Source organism: Achromobacter sp. HNDS-1 (assembly GCF_040084795.1).
GTDB classification, from domain to species: Bacteria; Pseudomonadota; Gammaproteobacteria; order Burkholderiales; family Burkholderiaceae_B; genus Achromobacter; species Achromobacter ruhlandii.
This window is the reverse complement of record NZ_CP157584.1, coordinates 5,009,879-5,025,759: the sequence shown is the minus strand read 5'-3', so window position 1 is coordinate 5,025,759 and position 15,881 is coordinate 5,009,879. Positions and strand designations below refer to the sequence as shown.

Here is a 15,881-nt window from a genome sequence, read left to right as displayed (position 1 = left end):
TGAAGTCACGACATCCTCATTGGTACTACCGTTTGGCGGTAAGGAGACACGACCCGTCAATACTGCATATCGCCCTCGTATCCATGCATGACGCGGTCAGCATATTAGGGGGTAAATGGCCGTAAACCAGCTACATCGACTTCGCTTTCACCTTCGGATCTCCGCTTGATTTCGTACATGAATCCGGGCGCGATAGGCGGTAGTTCACACTACGGGTTGGGTCCACGTACGAACAATACGGCTGGTGTCGAACGAGGTGGCATCTCCGTTCTTGATGTTCCCCGCAGAGCCAACCTGGACCGAGTTTGTACTTTCGGTTTTCAGACGTATTGCAAAAGCGCTAGACGCTCCAACAAGAGGGCCGAGAGCATCCACTGCGTATCGTCCCTGTATGCGTCCGACGATCTTTTGTGTTGCGTGGGTCGGCCGACTTCTTCGGATTCTCGTATGTGCAGTGGCGCGGTCGGCTAGGCGTGCAGGCGCGGATGGTAGGCCGTGTTTATGGGGCGGGTTTCGTTGCCACCGGCATCATCAATCGAGGACCCCGCATTGTTCCAGACGATGTTGGTAGCGCTCATGACATTGCGATGTACCGCCAATCCTTCGCCGCTGCTGGAGCCCGTGACGTTAGAAGTCTGGAACCGATGGGAGTGTCGCCGAAACGTGTCTGCTTGCCGTGTTCCCAAGACTCTCGCATTTGCAGTGTCAGCGTCAGTTCCGGTAAATCGACGGAACATATCCCGCAAATCCGGCACCCGGAACTGCGTCGCCGAATAGTCCGAGAACCAATGACTGCCACGATTCGCGGACCACACGGCCTCGGTCTTCACCAGTCCTTGCTCCTGCGCATACCCCCACAGCGCGGCGTAATCCGTCTTCGACAGCAAACCGCCGATGGCGTCGACCTCGCTGGCCAGCGGCAGGTTGGTATGGCCATCCAGCGGCCGGCCGCACAGCGGCGAGCGGTAGCCGGTGTAGTACTGCCCGGACACCCAGTTCCACACTTCGGCACACTCCGCCACAATGATGGGACCGACGTCCTGCGTCGGCAGCGCGCCGATCGAATAGATTCGCGGAAAGTTGCCCGCCACGAATGCGGTCGTTGCGATCCGGGTGCTCTTGTCAGTGGCGGCCGGCGTCGGCGCGGTCGGCGTTCCGGTCAGCGCCGGCGACGCCGCCAGCGCCGCCACGAACCTGGCCTGCAGCGCAGCCAGGTCGCCGTCGTCCAGCACATCCTGACCAGCCTTGTCGGCGATGTACTGGCCGATCATGGCGGCCACGAACGAAGCCTGGCGCCAGACCGTGTTGAGCTCCTTGGATTTGGCCGTGCCGGCCGAGAAACCGCCCAGCCGGGCGGCCAGCGCCTGGTAGTCGGCGGGAGCGAGCACATTGGCGCCGGGAACGGTGCCGAAAGGAAGAATTTGATTGATAGCCACGGAATTGTCCTTATTCAACCGGCAAAAAGCGAACCCCAGAGTCCGCTGTCGAACCCCGAGATGTAGTGGTTTTGAACGTCAAAACCGAACAAGGGCCCCTCTTGCGAGGGGATGACGTAGTAACTGATGCGCACGCCCTCCGGCTTGAGCGGGATGTACCCGCCCGTCAGGAGCGCCAGGAACAGCGCGGACGGCGGCGCGCCGGCGACGCCGATGTCGACCGACATGTCGCCGTTGTCCTGGATGAATACATGGGTGCCGCCACCGAAGATGCGGTCCAGGATGGCGGCCGAGGTCTCGAGCGTGCCGTCCCAGTGGTTGGCGCCGATCTTGGCGCGCAGCAGCAGGCGGTAGGTATCGTCATCCAGCTCGGTCAGGCCGCTGTCCGGATCGAAGGGTCCCTGCCATACGCCCTGGTCAAAGCCCAGGCCGTCCAGGTCGTGCGAGAAATACACGTTGGCGATAGGCGTGCTGACTTTGCGCTCCAATCCCACCCAGCGCCCCACTGCGTCCAATTGCGCGCCGACGGCCAGGTCCAGGTCGAAGGCCGCCGGCATGCCGCCGTACAACTCGCGCAGGCTGGCCGCCGCGTCGCACAGGGCCGTCACGGTGGCGGTGAACTTGGGCTTGCCACGGTGGTAGGCCGACAGCCGCGCGATGTAGTCGTCTGTATTGGCCATGTCAGGTCACCGTGAGTTTCACGTCGACCGGGGTCGCGGCGGCGGCCTCGTTGAAGGCCAGCGGCACATCGGGCACGCCGTTGCCGGCCGGGCCCCGCAACGTCAGGCCGGTGATCTTGAACGTGCCGTTGCCCGGCACGCCATTGGCCGCCGAGATGGCATCGGCCCACTCCACCGAGGCGCTGGCGCCGCCGCCGATCGCGACGCCGTTGATGTAGTCCGCCACTGCCCGCTGCACCGCCTGCCCCGTCGCCGTGTTGTAGCCCGCCAGCGCGCGCATCTGCACATCGACCGCAAGCGGCACGATGGTCGGGCGGAAGAAGCGGATGCGATGGGCGATGCCGTAGATGTCCGTCACGACTACCGTGGTGGTCCCATGGGTGCCCGTGCCCGGCGTCTTCTTGGCGGCGATCGCCTGCGCGATCAGCGCGGCATCGCCACCGTCAACCACCAGGGCGATGCTGTGCGGCGGCAGGCCGTGCGCGTCGGCCGCCGCCGTGTCGTTCTCGTATGCCGCGTGGCGCAGCACGCCCGGCACCGACGCCACCGCGCCGATCGTGCCTTCCAGCACGCTGCGCGACGGCAAGGCCACCGACACCGCCTGGCGCACCCGCAAGGCCGCGTCGCTTTCGACCGGCGCGCCAGGCGTCGCGGCCGCCGGATTCGAGACCGACTGCCAGCCCAGCGTCGGCGTGCCGATCTGGTTGATGCTGCCCGCCGCCGCGGTCACGGCGCCCAGCGCCTGGGATTGCGCCGTGACAGTGATCTCGCCGCCCGGCGGGATGGTCACGCTGGCCGGCAGCAGCCAGCGGCCGCGGTCGGCATCGGTGGCGACGCCATCGACGATGGTGACGCCGCCTTGCCCGACAATGCGCAGGTCCACCGACGAGCGCGTGGCCACGCCCCGCGCCAGGCCGTTGATCTTGACGTTGCTCGACAACGCCGCGTTGGCGGCGGTGGCGGGCGAAAACGCGTTGTAGACGTTGATCGCCGCGGTATTGGCCTCATGGATGGCCAGGGCGAACACGGCCAGCAACTGGCCGTCCTGGCTGTCCGCCTCCAGATAGGTGTCGGCGCCGTAGATGCCGCGGTACTGCTCCTTGAAATACTGCAGCACCTCGCCATAACTCGGCGCACGGATGCCCGTGGCGTCGATGACCGGGGCCGTGGATAGAATCGTCATAATGCCGCCTGCACAGTGGCCGTGCCATAAAGGGTTGAAATGGATGCCGTCACGCTCAAGCCGCGGGTTTGCGGGTCGAGCCGGCTCGAATACTCGGCCAGGTCGGTGACACCTGCCGTGCCCAGGATGCGCTGGCGGATGGCCCAGTCGTAGCTGGCGCGCGGCTGCTTGCCCAGCACTTCGCCGTTCCAGGGCGTGCCTTCGGTCACGTCCAGGAACCACTCGCCGCGCGCCAGCATCAGCCGGGTCTTGACGGCCTGGGCCACGGCCTGCGCCGTATCGCGGTGGAAATCGGCCCGCGCCGAGCCGAACGAATAGTCGCCATCGGCGTCCAGTTTTCGGTAACGCATAGGAATCCTCAGTTGGGTGGCGTGGTCACCGCATTGGCGCCCTGCGCGGTATGGGTATGGGTGTCGTCGACCCGTTTGCCGTTGGCGAGGATCTGGCCGATCACGTTCAGCACGCCGGTGATCTGGGCGGTATTGCCCTGGCCGCCGCTGCCGACCAGTCCCGCCAGGTAGCTCAACAGTCCGTTGACCAGCACCTGCCCGGAAAACTCGGATACCGGCGCAACCACATCGAAACCGCCGGGCGCCACGATCTTCACCTTGCCGGCGGCCGGGTCCAGCTCCAGGAAAGTCGAGCCATCGTCACTGCGCAGCTGGGTCGCGCGGGTGCTGACCGCCGGCAGCACGCGGGGTTGCGAGCGCACGCCCACGTAGACGAAGCCGTCGGACAGGTCATGCATCCGCATTTCGGCCTGGTCCTGTACCTGGCCGGATTGCCACCAGGCGTCGATGCAGCGCGAGGCAAACACCACCAGGCACTCATCGCCCGGCTTGACCGGAAAGGTCAGCGTGCAATTGCCGCCCGAGGGGAAATACACCGGGCAATCCACCAGCAACGGCAACGCCAGGCTGTGCTGCCGGCCCTCGGGCGTCTTGACCCGCGCGCGGATGGCCGGTTGCGCCGTGCACGTCATCGCCACCGGATCGAAGGCGCCGATGATCGCCGGCATGGCGGTCCAGGTCTGCGCCAGCGCGCCATGCAGCGCCGCGCCGATCGCGGCTTGCGGATCGTTCAAAGTCTCAAGTCGGTTCATGAATCTTCCTGCAGGGATAGGGCCGGACCGCGCGCTACTTGACGACGGCGGCTGGCTTGGCCGCGTCGCCCTCGGCGCCGGCCCGTCCCAGGTCGCCGGGAAACAGGGTGGCGTCGGCGGCCAGGCAAAGGACCTCCGTGTACCACTCGTCGTCGCGCGTATTGCCGCGGTGCTCGACTTCCATCACGTAGTAGTAGCCATCGCCGCTGATGCGGCGCTGCTCGGCGCGATCGATCTCGTTCGCGTCCTTGCGCTCGGAACGGGCCTGGAAGCCATACTCGGCGATCCGGCTGTTGTCCAGGTTGACCAGCCCGCCCACGCGGATGCTGGGGTTGAGCAGCATCCGCAGCTTGATGCCCTTCTCGGTCTGCTCCGGCATGCCGACCAGGCCGCTGTCGTGGGACAGCACGGGCACCGAGCCCGGCACATAGGCGGTTTCGGGGACCACCACCACCTTGCCATCCTGGATGCTCCACAGCGTGTTCGCGCTGCCGCAGACATCCTGCAGGTAGTCGCGCACCATGCCGGACATGACCGCCCCGCGGATCGACTTCTTGCCGCCCAGGTCGGGCACGTAACCCTGGCGCACGCCGTAGGGATTCATGGCCGAGCACAGCAGCCGCACCTTGTCGGCGCGGTCGCTGCCCTTGGGCACGGTGGCATTGACCACCGCGAAGTTGTAGGCCTTGTCGCCGTCGGCCGCGGTGATTTCCAGCACGGTCTCGGTGTCACCCGAGCCGCCCCATTTGGCGCGCACCACGTTGCCATGGAAGATCACGCCATAGTTGCCTTCATAGCCTGCCTGCAGCACCACGCGGGTGAATTCGCGCTGCACCAGGCTGGCCGTTTCGCGGCTGGCGTTCATCACCTTGATGGTGGCGGTGTTGGGCGACTTGGCGTCGTTGCGTTTGATGCCGAAGCTGAAGCTCAGCGCCGAGAGATCCAGCGCCTCCTCGTCGCCGACGATCAGCGAGACCTTCCGGCCCCACTGGCGCACGCCCTCATCGCCATCGACCGGATCGCCGTATACGGCGATCGGCTCCATTGTGGTCGTCTCGGCCATGTCAGTCCGCCACCCAATAGAGCTTGGCGCCACGGCCCAGGTCGGCGGACGTCGGCGCGTCGTCGGGCGACTCCGCCCCGGTCACGCGCAGGCCGCCGGCGAAGCCCAGGTGCCGGTATTGCCCCAGCAGGTTCAGGCCCGTCACCAGCGGAATGCCGGACACCAGCGGCTGGCCGAGGTCATCGGCCACGTCCAGTATCCAGCCGTCGCGATACTGCAGCGTCAGCCGGTAATCGTCACCGCCCAGCGAGATGGCGAACACCTGCGGAATCGGCGACAGAGGTATCTCGAAGTAGTTCATGCGGATCTCCTAGTTCCAATGCAGCGAGCCGCCGTTGGGCGCGGCCGCGGGCCGGGACGCTTTCACGCCCAGGTTCTGCTTGTCCGCGGTCTTTTCCTTCTCTTTCTGGTGTGCGTAGGGCGGCAGCGACGTGCTGCGGGTCTGCGCCACGATCACTTCGCGCAGCGTCACGGTCGCGAACACGGCGCCGGAGGTCTCCCGGCTGTTCTCGACCGCGATCTTCTCGATCAGCATGCTGCCGTAGCGGCGCCGGCTGGTGATCACATCCACCGGCTCGCGCGACTCCTGCAGATTGAGCAGCTGCGAATAGATCGCGGTGGCGTAGTCGTCGGCGGCCGCCTTGCCATTGGCCACGTCCCTGGCCCGGGCGCCGCGCAACGCCTCGTACGAGGCGTTGCTCCAGGCGCACTTCATGGTCAGCGACAGCGGCAGCTTGAAGGCATGGTCGCTGATCGCCGAGCGGCCATAGGGGCCCGACTCCACCGGATGGCTGGTGATCTTCAGCGTATCGTCGTGCGACTCGGTGATGGTCGCCTGCACCACGATGTCGCCGATCTTCTTCGACAGCAGGCCCACCATGTCGGCGCCCGTGAAATTCGTGTCAGTCATAGGACCCCTGCAGGTTGCGCGTCAGGTCGGCGTTGACCCGGCTCTGTTGATTGGCCACGGCCGCTCCGGTCGCGCCGGGATCGGCCGACCCGTTGACGTAGATGGTGGTGGTGGCATTGACCGACACCGGCGCGGCGGCGGCCGCCGGCGCCAGCGCGGCGCCCCCCGCTTCGCCAAGCGCGAAGCCGGAGTGGTAATCGCGCCACGGTTCGATCCGGGCGCCGTCCATGGGAGGCGGTTGCCAGCTGCCGCCGGCCCCGTTGAAATCCGGCTCCGCTTGCCCGAGGCCGAAACGCCCGTCGCCTTGCAGCGACTTCAGCGTGCCATCCCCAAGCGTGCGGGGATACAGGGCCAGTCCCACTCCCACCGCCACCGGCGATATCGCCGCGCCGCGGGCCAGGCTCTTGGCGCCATCGACGATGCGGCCGATCCACGAGCCGGCGGAGGCCCACAGTGACTGCCCCCATTGCAACGCGATGGCGCCCGCCGCCTTGACGCTGTCGACCACCAACGCCCCCCCGCGGGCGGCCATGTTGCCCATCCAGGACCAGACCGCGCTGGCCATGTTGCCCATCTGGGTGACGGCCGTCCGTCCCATCGAGGTCATTCTGCCGAACACGCCGCCCACGAAGTTGCTGGTCGCCGTCCAGGCCCGGCTCACGAGACCGCTGATCCGGCCAGGCAGCGAGGCCAGCTGCGTGCCCAGCCCGCCAATGATCGAGCGCATGCCGCCCAGTCGCGAGACCAGGCCCATCAAGGCCCCCACCACGCCACCGCCGCCCAGCATCAGGAAGCCGCCGACCAGCACCAGGAGCTGCGAACTCAGGCCCCCGGTCAGCCCGTCGAGCCAGGTGATCAGGCTGATCACCGGCCCCAGCGAAGACATGATCGACAGCACGAAATTGCCGACCTCGCCCAGCCGCTTGCCGGCCGTCTGGCCGTTCTCCTTGAACCACGCCGAAATGCCGTCGAGCGTCTCCTGCAGCTTCGGGCCCATCGTCAGGAGCGCCTGCGCGAACATCGCGTTGACGGAACCGCTCAATTCACGGATGGTGCCCATCAGCTGGTGCGCGCGTTCACCGGCCGCCTCGACGATGCTGTTTTCCTGGGTATCGCGCCGCACCGACAGGCGCTGCCCGAACCCGGGATCGCGCAGGGCCTCCATGACGCCCGGGTCCAACCCCAGGCTCAGGCCCGTCATCCGGGCCTGCGCTGGATCCATGCGCTTGAGCGCGTCGCTCAGCTCCAGCATCAGGTCGGCGCTGTTGCGCTGGGCGCCCGCGCCATCGCTCGACGAGATGTGCAGCTGTTCCAGCAGCGCGGCGATCCTGGGATCGTCGCGCACGTTGCGATGCAGCGCCTGGGTACTGTTGCGCATTGCTTCGACGGAGACACCGAAGTCCTGCGCCACCGCCTCCAGCGCCCGCATGTCCCGGCCCGATGTGCCGCCCAGCTTGGCGGCGAAATAGCCTTGCTCGAACTGGGCGATCTTGTTTTCGGCGAAGTCGACAACGCTCTTGGCCCGCCCCGCGAACACCGCCAGCGCGTCGGCCAGGCTCTGCTTGCGCGAGTCGCCGATCGCCTGCTTGAGGTCCTTCAGGTCGTCCTTGTCGATCTTGAATATGCCGATCAACCCCGACGGGTCGATGGGCACGGTTGTATTAGCCATTTTTTTCTGCCATGTGGCGGCGGTACGCTTCCGCCTTGTTGTCTGCCCGCACCGACAACGCGTCGTTCAGCAGCGCGATGTCGGCCAGGTCCAGGGTGCCGTCCTTGAGGGACTCGTACTTGCAGAGCCCCTCGAGGACCGGCGCCAGCAACCAGTCCTCGCCACCGGGCAGGCTCTTCAGCCAGCCTGTGTCGCCTCGGGGCTGCCGGTCTGGCTGGTAAGCAGCCCTTGAATAAAAGGCCCGAGGCTTGCCACGATGACGCGCACCGCCAGCGGCAGCATCACCGCCAGGTCGATGTCCTGGAACATCGGCACGCGCTGGCTGGCCGACCAGATGGCGGTCCAGCCATGCTCCTGCCGGCGCTGGACCGCCTGCATGCAGGTGTCCAGTACATAGTCGGCGTCCTCGTCCTTCATCGCCGCCAGGCCGTCGGCCAGCGGTTGCAGGACATCGGCCAAGCCGCCCGGGTCCTCGGTGATCCCGCGGCCGCCCGCCGCGAGGCGGACGAACACGGGGATCAGCGTAGGAACGATCGGAGCGATGCGGCGCGACACGTGGAACTGTTGCTTGGCGCTCAGTTTCCCGATGGAGTACCGGTGGCCGTTCAGATCAAGTTCCTGCGACATGGCTTAGTAGGTTCCCAGGATCGTGTCGATCTTCGCGGCGTCGAAGGTCCACTTCACCACGTCGCCGTCCTTCTTGTAGGTCAGGTCGGGCTTCTTGCTGAAGGCGCACGAACGGCACGCCGTCACGTCGCCCGTGGCCGGGTTGGTGATGGTGATCAGGTTCTTGCCCCACAGGCGGCTGTCCAGCGACTGGGCGTCGTACAGCGCCTGCAGCTGGGCATTGACCGGCGAGGTCTTCAGGTAGCTCAGCGTCACGGTGCCGCTCTTGTCGGCGCGCAGCGTGTGCATGACTTCGCCATCGGCGCCCACCGTCATGGCGCTCTTTTCGCCCTTGGCGGCGATGGCGATGCCTTCATCGGCCACGCCCGAGCCGGAACCCAGCGAGATCGCCCCGCCCGGGCCCACGAGACTGGCGCTGATATCAGCGAACGAATAGGTAGACATCTGCTACTCCTGTTTAGCGGTTGACCGTGACCAGAACGTCGACGGTATGGATGGCGCCGGCTTCCTTGGCGGCGACCTGGAACGGGACGGCCTTGCGCGCTTCGCGGTCGGCCTGCGACTGGGTGGCGATCGCCGGCGCGTAGACGTAGTAGCCCTTGGCCAGCGTGTCGCCCTGCTTGAGGGCACCGAAGCCGGCCGAGTTCCACACGCCCGGGGCCAGGTAGCCGTTGTTGACGGCGGCCTCGCACGCGGCCTCGATCACCGAGGCGATCAGCTGGTTGCCGGCGTCGGTCTGCGGCACCTTGGTCGGGCTGGTGTACAGCAGGTTGTAGACGTCGGTCTGGACGCGATTGCGGAACCAGATCGCGTTGTAGACCGAGTCGATGAAGATGCCGCTGGGCGTCACGCCGTACTGGATGATGGCCGTGTCGTTGTCGTAGTTGACGAACACGTTGCAGTTCTTGGCGGCCAGCGTATCGGCCTGGCTGCTGGTCAGGGTCTCGGCGACGATGCCGGGTTCCTGCTTGTACATCAGCGTGATGGTGGTGTTGTTGGCGTTGAAGTTCACCGTCAGCAGGCGGCCCAGCAGCGAGGCCACCGCGTACGGACTGGCGCTGGAGAACTGCACGATCGAGTACTTGTACTTCAGCGCCTTCAGCTGGCTGGCGATGTCGTCGTGGTGGGTCGGATCGAGCACCTGCGGCGCCTGGGTCGACACGCCGTACAGATGGCGCTGGTCGGCCTCGATCAGGCCGGCCACGGCCAGGTGCTGGGCGTCGGTGATGTCGGCGTCGGCGAAGGCCAGGCCCAGGAACTTGTTGGCGAAGCGGTCCAGGAACAGCGACACGGCGTCCACCGGCGTTTCGGCGACGATGCCGGCGACGGGCGTCGAGGCCTTGCCCGCGGTCAGGCCCAGCATCGACGAGATGTCGGTGCCGGTGCCCGCGGCCGTGGCGTAGCCCAGCGTCGAGGTCGCGCCGGAGGTGTTCGAGGTCACGACGAACTGCGCGCCGTTCCACAGCACCGAGGCCGACGCCAGGGCCGTCGAGATGATCGCGGCGACGCCGTTCAGGTTGGTGGCGCCGGAGAAGTCCAGGCCGTTAACCGTCTTGGCGGTGCCGTCGACGGTCAGCGTGAAGGCGCCCGCGGTCACCGCGGTCCAGGCCGACATCTGCTTCTCGGCGGCCGACAGCACGGCGCCGCGCAGCGTGGCCGAGGTCGCGCCCTTGGCCCAGCGGCCGATGTACAACTGCGAGGGTTGGGGCGTCTGCTGGAAATACAGCAGGGCCGCGCGGTACTCGGGCGCGCCGGTGCCGAAGTCGGCGGCGACGGCGTCGATGCCGCCATAGGAGCGCATGCGCTCGCCGGTGTCGATGACCGCGGACGAGCCCAGCAGCAGCGCGGTGTTCAGGCTCGCGCCTTGCGCCGCGAGCGGCGACATGTTGATCGTGACGTTGATCAGGCGTGATACCGGCAATCCATTAGCCATGGTAAATCCCTTAATCTGCAAGGTGGTTGATGTTGTCCGTCGGGGACAGCGACGCGGCATGCGTCGTGACCTGCGCCGACAGGAGATTCAGGACCGGATAGCTGCGCGCGACCCGGCGCGCAAAACGCAGGGTCATGTCGAACTGCCGTATCCACTGCTGATTCACCAGTTCGTGCATGGCCACGATCGGCCCCGCGCCGCTCACCGCCATGCCTTGCGCCAGCAAGGGCTCGCGGTTCTGCGGCACGGCGGCGCCGTCGCGCAGCAGCGCCGCGTGGCGCAGCGCGCGCGGCCCGAACATCGAGCAAAGCACCTCGATGTGTTCGTGCCGAACGTATGAATCAGATCCTTCCCCGGCCGGGTCGTGGGTGACAACCGGGCCGGCGTCCGCGGTTTGCGACCGGATGTCCATCAGGCACCAGGTCTCGGTCTGCGCGGGCGGTTCCACGCCGGCGGCAGGCCAGCGCGTACGAACCAGGTCAAGGGGCAGGCCGGCCACGCCGGCGATGAACCCTTGGAACAGCGCCTCGAGCTCGGCATCCTCCAGGGGCGGAGAAATGGCGATCGGCGCCAGGTAGCCGCCGGTGGCCGAACTGTTCGCCATGCGTCGCTCCTTTGTCGTGTTGAGATGCCCGAGGGCGGGTTTGGGGGAATCCAGAGGCCTGGAGGCGGAACGCCGACTTTGCTGCGCCATCGGCGCGGTGCCGCGTTGCGTGATGCGTGCGGCCGGGTTGCGGCGGATTCCGGCTGTCGCCCACCGGGCTGCCGCCTCGAGCCATTCCAGGTCACCGCGGGCGGGAGAAAGGCCCGGTCATGGAAGGAACGGCGAGGCGGCAGGCCGCTGGGCCCCGCCTTGCGGGCGGCGCCTAACAAAACGCCCCGCGCTCTCGAAGAGAACGCGGGGCGCGCAAATGAAAAAGGCCCGCCTGCGGCGAGCCTGTATCGGGGAACTGCAAAGAACGTGGGGGACGCGCATCCGGCGATTCAACCGTCTTCCGGCCCGGTGGCCGGGCACACGTACCCTCTCATAAATAAGGCCCGCTGTCGGCGGGCCTGGTTGGTTTGTTGCTTGCTTGTTTGTTGCTTGCTGCTGGCTGCTAGCTTATTTGTTGCTTGCTGCTGGCTTGTTTGTATGTTGCTTGCTTATTGCTGCTTGCTTGTCGCTTGCCTGCCTGTTGCTTGTTGCGGGCTTGCTGCTGCCTGGAGAGTCCGTCGGCGTGAACCGCGACGCCATGACCGAATTGTGGCGCAACACCTGCCGCCGAAGCAATCCCCGCATGTCGCACCGCGTTGCAGCGTTATCCGGCGGGCGTTTCGCGTGAGCCTGGCTTGTGCCAGACGGGTGCCAGACGGGTGCCAGACGGGTGCCAGACGGGTGCCAGATGTGTCTGGCGTGTGTCTGGCGTGTGTCTGCCGTGTGCCTGGTACCTGGTATGTAGCTGGTGCGCGCCGGGTGTCTGCCCGGGGTGTCTGCCCGGGGTATGTGCCTGGTGCATGCCTGGTGCGTGCCTGGCACGGCCCCGCCTCACGCCGCATCATGAATGGCGCCTTCGCACGAACTTACCCTCTCATAAAAAAGGCCCGCGGTTTGAGCGGGCCTGTTTCTGCTGCGTGCCAGCGCGTCGGCGCTTGGACGGATCGTCGGCGGGTGACGCGACGACATGGATGCATTCTGCCGCCCCATCAGGCGCGCAGGCAATCCCCCTCGCGTCGCACTTCGCCCCAGACGTAGGTCAGCGAGTTGCGGGCGTGCTCGATGCGGGCCACCTGGCCGCCCTCGTGCAAGGCTTCGAGCACCCGCAGGATCGCCTGTCGCATCGCGTTGCGTTCACGCCGCGTCAGCTCGCGCGCGCCGGACGCGCCGCGCACCAGGTCCGCCATGCGCCACGGACGCCCCGGCGCCGCCGCCATGAGATCCAGCACTTCGGTTGCATATTTCATTGGGATGCCTCCCCGCCAAGACGCTTGTCCATGCTTTTTTTCCTTGATGCAAGTTTGCCGTTCGTCATATTCCCGAGAAGGTCGGCGGCGGGTAATCGCTACCTGGGTAGCGATGATGGGTCACATCTGCCGGTTCCCCCCGATCACCACGGACGCGACGGCGAGCCCCGCCGCATCCGTATGAACCGCAGGCCATCTGCGCGATGACTTGCGGCCGGCCCGACTATCTCCAGGATGAAAGCCATGGTAGCGAGTCGCTACCCAAAAATCAACAGCGAATCGCTACTGTACTTTCGGGTAGCGGATTGCTACTATCGCTACCATGGATATCCGCTCGATACGACTGAACAATCTCAAGTACGCCGTGCACGAGGCGGGCGGCGTCGAGCGCCTGGCCGAACGCGCCGGCGTCAGTCGCAAGTACCTGGACCAGATCCTTCAGGGGTTCCAGGGCAAGCGGGACAAGAACCCGCGCCGGGTCGGCGACGCGCTGGCCGCCAAGCTCGCCACGGGGCTGGGCCAGCCGGCGCACTGGATGGACACCGCCCACCCCGACCTGTGGCGCGAGCTTGCCCCCGACGTCATCGCGGACGAGCCCGCGGCCCGGCTTGTCTCCTTCCACGCGCCGCGGCTGGGCAGGCCCGATCACGGCAACGTCCTCATCGCCCAGTTCGATACCGGCGGCGCAATGGGCAATGGCCTGGAACTGCGCGACCAGCCCGGCGTCATCCAGAGCTGGAACGTCAGCCCCGAATGGCTGCAAAAGAACGTCCGCGGCTATTCCGCCTCGAAGAACCTGTGCATCGTCACGGGTTTCGGCGACTCCATGCGTCCCATGTTCAACCCCGGCGATCCGCTGATCGTCGACCGTGGCGTGCAGGCCGTCGAGTACGACGCCATCTATTTCTTCCGCGTCGGCAGCGAGGGCTTCATCAAGCGACTGCAGCGCATCCCCACCGCCAACGGGCTGGTGGTGCGCGCCAAGTCCGAAAACACCAAGTACGATGCCTGGGACATCACCGAAGGCATGGATTTCGAGGTCTTCGGCCGCGTGCTGAAGGTCTGGCGCAGCGAGGACTTCTAACCCCCCATGGCAACCCCTTCCCGCCTGTCGGCTCCCGAAAAAACCATCCTGGTCTATGGCGCGCTCGGCGCGCTGCTGGCCTTGGCGCTGCATGCCGCGCTGCTGAACCGTGTGTGGCCATGGCATAACCTGTTCGCCACCCTGTTCGCGATCCAGTGGATCTGGCTGGTGCCGCTGGCGGGCGCGATGCTGGCCGGCATGCCCGCGGGCCGGCGCTGGCTGCTGGCGCTGGTGGCCTACGGCCTGGTGCTGCCCGCGCTGCACGCGTATGGGCTGGTCGCGCTGCTGGGCTCGCAGCCCCTGCCCTATACCGACAGCGGCCCCCGGTCCCTGGCGACGCTGATCACCGCCGCCAGCGGCTTCATGCTGCTGCCGCTGATCCAGGCGCTCGACCCGTCCCGGCCTGGCTGGGACTATCCCGCCGTGTTCCGCGCCGCCTGGCGCAACACCGTCAAGCTGGCGCTGGCCGGCGGCCTCGCGCTGGCGGTCTGGCTGCTGTTCTGGGCCGCCAGCGCCATGTTCGGCATGATCGGCATCGCCGCGGTCGGCCAGGTCGTCAAATCCACCCGCTTCGTGCTGGGTGTCATGCCGCTGGTGCTGGCGGTGTGCCTGGTGGGCGTGCATCGCCGCCCGCAGCTGGCGGACACGCTGCAACGCTCGTGGCTGACGCTCACCGCCTGGCTACTGCCGCTGGTCGCGCTGGTCGGCATCGCTTTCGTACTGGCGCTGGCGGCCCGGCTGACGCTGGACCTGCAGGCCGGCGCGCTGTCCGCCGGGGCGCTGATCGCCTTCAGCGCGCTATGGATCAAGCTCATCAACTCCGCCTGGCAGGACAGCCCGCAGGCCCCGCCCTTCGGCCCGCGCCTGCGCGCGGTGCTGCGCGTGGCGGCGGTCGGCCTGCTGCCGCTGGCGCTGGTGGCGTTGTACGGACTGGTGGTGCGCATCGAGCAGTACGGCTGGACCGTTCCGCGCGTCTGGGGCCTGTACGCCGCCATCCTGCTGACGCTCTACGCGCTGGGCTATGCCTGGGCGGCGTTGGCGGCGCGGCGCTTTCACACGATCCTGGGCGGCACCAACATCGTCGCGGCGTTCTGCGCGCTGGTCGTGCTGGCCCTGGTGAGCACGCCGCTCCTGAGCCCCGAGCGCATCGAGATCAACAGCCAGGTGCAACGCCTGATTGACGGTCACGTTCCTCCCGAGGACTTCAGCTATCTCTCGGCCGCGAACGACCGCGGTGAATACGGCCGGCAGGCGATGCACAGGCTGGCCGCCGGCGCCGCCCAGGCGCAATCGCCCCGGATCGCGGTCGCCGCCGCGGATGCGTTGAAGGGCAAGTATTACGACTGGGGGCCGCGCAAGTCCAGCCTGGCCGCCTCGCTGATCAAGCCGGACAGCCTGCAGGTCTACCCGGCCGGCAGCCCGGTGCCGGACGCATGGTGGCGCTATGCCGCGGAGCAAAGCCCGTTCGACCTGGACCGATGCGTGAACGCCGAACAGGCCGCGGCCGCCTCCCCCGCAGACCCCGCCTTGCAAGGCGCGCGTTGCTGGCTGATCCATGCGGATATCACCGGACCCGGCGTGGATGACCTGGTCCTGTACGTACCGCCACGCGCGGACGCCGGCGCGGGAGGCTACCAGACATTCCTGAGCTACCAACGGCTGGACGAAAACACCTGGCGCGTGCTGTCCTCCAAGACCCATCGCAGCAAGGAAGGCGCACCGGACGTCGATATCGCCGGCGCGCTGGCGCAGGGCCAGGTGCATACCGAACCGCGCCAGGACCGGGACCTGATCGTGGGTGGGCAGCGCCTGCCACTGCGCTGAGCGGCGTCGCATGGGCGCTGCGGGCGTGGCGCGGGCGTGACACGCGGGCCACGCCGCCCCCACCATGACGGTTACTTTTCTTCCAGGTCCGGGGTGCCGGCGAACTGGCTCTTGAGCAGCGTCAACGCGCCCTTTTCCGCCAGCGCCTCGTTCGGAAACACATTGCGGGTGTCTTCCAGCACGGGAAAGCCGAAGACGCGCACACGGGCGTGATAGCCCTCCGGGGTTTCGGCGAATTCGATGTCGAAGTTGCGCTCTTCGATCCAACCCGACTTGTGCAGTTTCCAGTCCATAGCCGACGCGCTCCTCTTGAGGAAAGTTGGCGGCGCCACCGGCCAGGCAGGCGGCGCCGCGGACACCGGGCGCCGGCTTCAGCGAGCCGGCACACCCACACCACACCTTACACGCTCCGCCCTGACGCCGTCTTGA

The 15,881-nt window shown here is 67.0% G+C and carries 18 protein-coding genes; 2 read left to right on the top strand and 16 right to left on the bottom strand.

The features are described from left to right. Positions 1-467: 467 nt before the first annotated feature. The 15 genes from ABFG95_RS23225 to ABFG95_RS23155 all read right to left on the bottom strand — a co-directional run bounded on the left by ABFG95_RS23225 (position 468) and on the right by ABFG95_RS23155 (position 12,544). Complete coding sequence (locus tag ABFG95_RS23225; RefSeq protein ID WP_348994959.1) at positions 468-1,436, bottom strand: hypothetical protein; 969 nt, start codon at positions 1,434-1,436, stop codon at positions 468-470. Positions 1,437-1,450: 14 nt separating this feature from the next. Further along, on the bottom strand, positions 1,451-2,116 hold the full coding sequence (locus ABFG95_RS23220; RefSeq protein ID WP_175145898.1) for a DUF2612 domain-containing protein: 666 nt from the start codon (positions 2,114-2,116) through the stop codon (positions 1,451-1,453). 1 nt (position 2,117) lies between these two features. After that, entirely contained in the window at positions 2,118-3,299 is a 1,182-nt protein-coding gene (locus ABFG95_RS23215) for a hypothetical protein (RefSeq protein WP_336730658.1), read from the bottom strand. Further along, positions 3,296-3,649, bottom strand: coding sequence for a hypothetical protein (locus tag ABFG95_RS23210; protein WP_054417648.1), 354 nt, complete (start codon positions 3,647-3,649; stop codon positions 3,296-3,298). Before ABFG95_RS23210 ends, ABFG95_RS23215 begins: the two co-directional genes overlap by 4 nt. 8 nt (positions 3,650-3,657) lie before the next feature. Then, positions 3,658-4,401, bottom strand: a complete 744-nt coding sequence (locus ABFG95_RS23205) for a Gp138 family membrane-puncturing spike protein (protein WP_336730656.1) — start codon at positions 4,399-4,401, stop codon at positions 3,658-3,660. Between the two features lie 34 nt (positions 4,402-4,435). After that, positions 4,436-5,464, bottom strand: a complete 1,029-nt coding sequence (locus ABFG95_RS23200; protein ID WP_348994958.1) for a hypothetical protein — start codon at positions 5,462-5,464, stop codon at positions 4,436-4,438. A 1-nt stretch (position 5,465) separates the two neighbouring features. Then, positions 5,466-5,765 carry a hypothetical protein gene (locus ABFG95_RS23195; protein WP_049072539.1) on the bottom strand — a complete coding sequence of 100 codons (300 nt, stop codon included), beginning with the start codon at positions 5,763-5,765 and terminating at the stop codon, positions 5,466-5,468. Positions 5,766-5,774: 9 nt separating this feature from the next. Further along, on the bottom strand, positions 5,775-6,374 hold the full coding sequence (locus ABFG95_RS23190) for a phage baseplate protein (protein ID WP_059269665.1): 600 nt from the start codon (positions 6,372-6,374) through the stop codon (positions 5,775-5,777). Beyond that, positions 6,367-8,043 (bottom strand): phage tail protein, encoded by a 1,677-nt coding sequence (locus ABFG95_RS23185; protein ID WP_348994957.1) that lies wholly within the window; start codon positions 8,041-8,043, stop codon positions 6,367-6,369. The genes ABFG95_RS23190 and ABFG95_RS23185 overlap by 8 nt, the downstream gene beginning before the upstream one ends. Then, positions 8,036-8,194, bottom strand: coding sequence for a hypothetical protein (locus ABFG95_RS23180; protein ID WP_006393814.1), 159 nt, complete (start codon positions 8,192-8,194; stop codon positions 8,036-8,038). Before ABFG95_RS23180 ends, ABFG95_RS23185 begins: the two co-directional genes overlap by 8 nt. A 26-nt stretch (positions 8,195-8,220) precedes the next feature. After that, positions 8,221-8,670: a phage tail assembly chaperone gene (locus tag ABFG95_RS23175; protein WP_049072535.1), complete on the bottom strand. Its 450-nt coding sequence runs from the start codon at positions 8,668-8,670 to the stop codon at positions 8,221-8,223. A 3-nt stretch (positions 8,671-8,673) separates the two neighbouring features. Next, positions 8,674-9,114, bottom strand: a complete 441-nt coding sequence (locus ABFG95_RS23170) for a phage protein (protein ID WP_006388470.1) — start codon at positions 9,112-9,114, stop codon at positions 8,674-8,676. Positions 9,115-9,127: 13 nt separating this feature from the next. Then, a complete protein-coding gene (locus ABFG95_RS23165) occupies positions 9,128-10,603 on the bottom strand; it encodes a DUF3383 domain-containing protein (RefSeq protein WP_063580438.1) in 1,476 nt (491 codons plus the stop codon). 10 nt (positions 10,604-10,613) lie between these two features. Then, positions 10,614-11,207 carry a hypothetical protein gene (locus ABFG95_RS23160; protein ID WP_049072533.1) on the bottom strand — a complete coding sequence of 198 codons (594 nt, stop codon included), beginning with the start codon at positions 11,205-11,207 and terminating at the stop codon, positions 10,614-10,616. Positions 11,208-12,286: 1,079 nt separating this feature from the next. Continuing rightward, a complete protein-coding gene (locus tag ABFG95_RS23155; protein WP_049072531.1) occupies positions 12,287-12,544 on the bottom strand; it encodes a hypothetical protein in 258 nt (85 codons plus the stop codon). A 322-nt stretch (positions 12,545-12,866) separates the two neighbouring features. Between ABFG95_RS23155 and ABFG95_RS23150 the strand changes: the two genes are divergently transcribed. After that, positions 12,867-13,628, top strand: a complete 762-nt coding sequence (locus tag ABFG95_RS23150) for a S24 family peptidase (protein ID WP_049072530.1) — start codon at positions 12,867-12,869, stop codon at positions 13,626-13,628. A 6-nt stretch (positions 13,629-13,634) separates the two neighbouring features. Then, positions 13,635-15,452 carry a DUF4153 domain-containing protein gene (locus tag ABFG95_RS23145; protein WP_348994956.1) on the top strand — a complete coding sequence of 606 codons (1,818 nt, stop codon included), beginning with the start codon at positions 13,635-13,637 and terminating at the stop codon, positions 15,450-15,452. 71 nt (positions 15,453-15,523) lie between these two features. On the opposite strand, the gene ABFG95_RS23140 is transcribed toward ABFG95_RS23145, so the two are convergent. Further along, positions 15,524-15,745, bottom strand: coding sequence for a hypothetical protein (locus ABFG95_RS23140; RefSeq protein WP_049072527.1), 222 nt, complete (start codon positions 15,743-15,745; stop codon positions 15,524-15,526). Between the last annotated feature and the right edge of the window lie 136 nt (positions 15,746-15,881).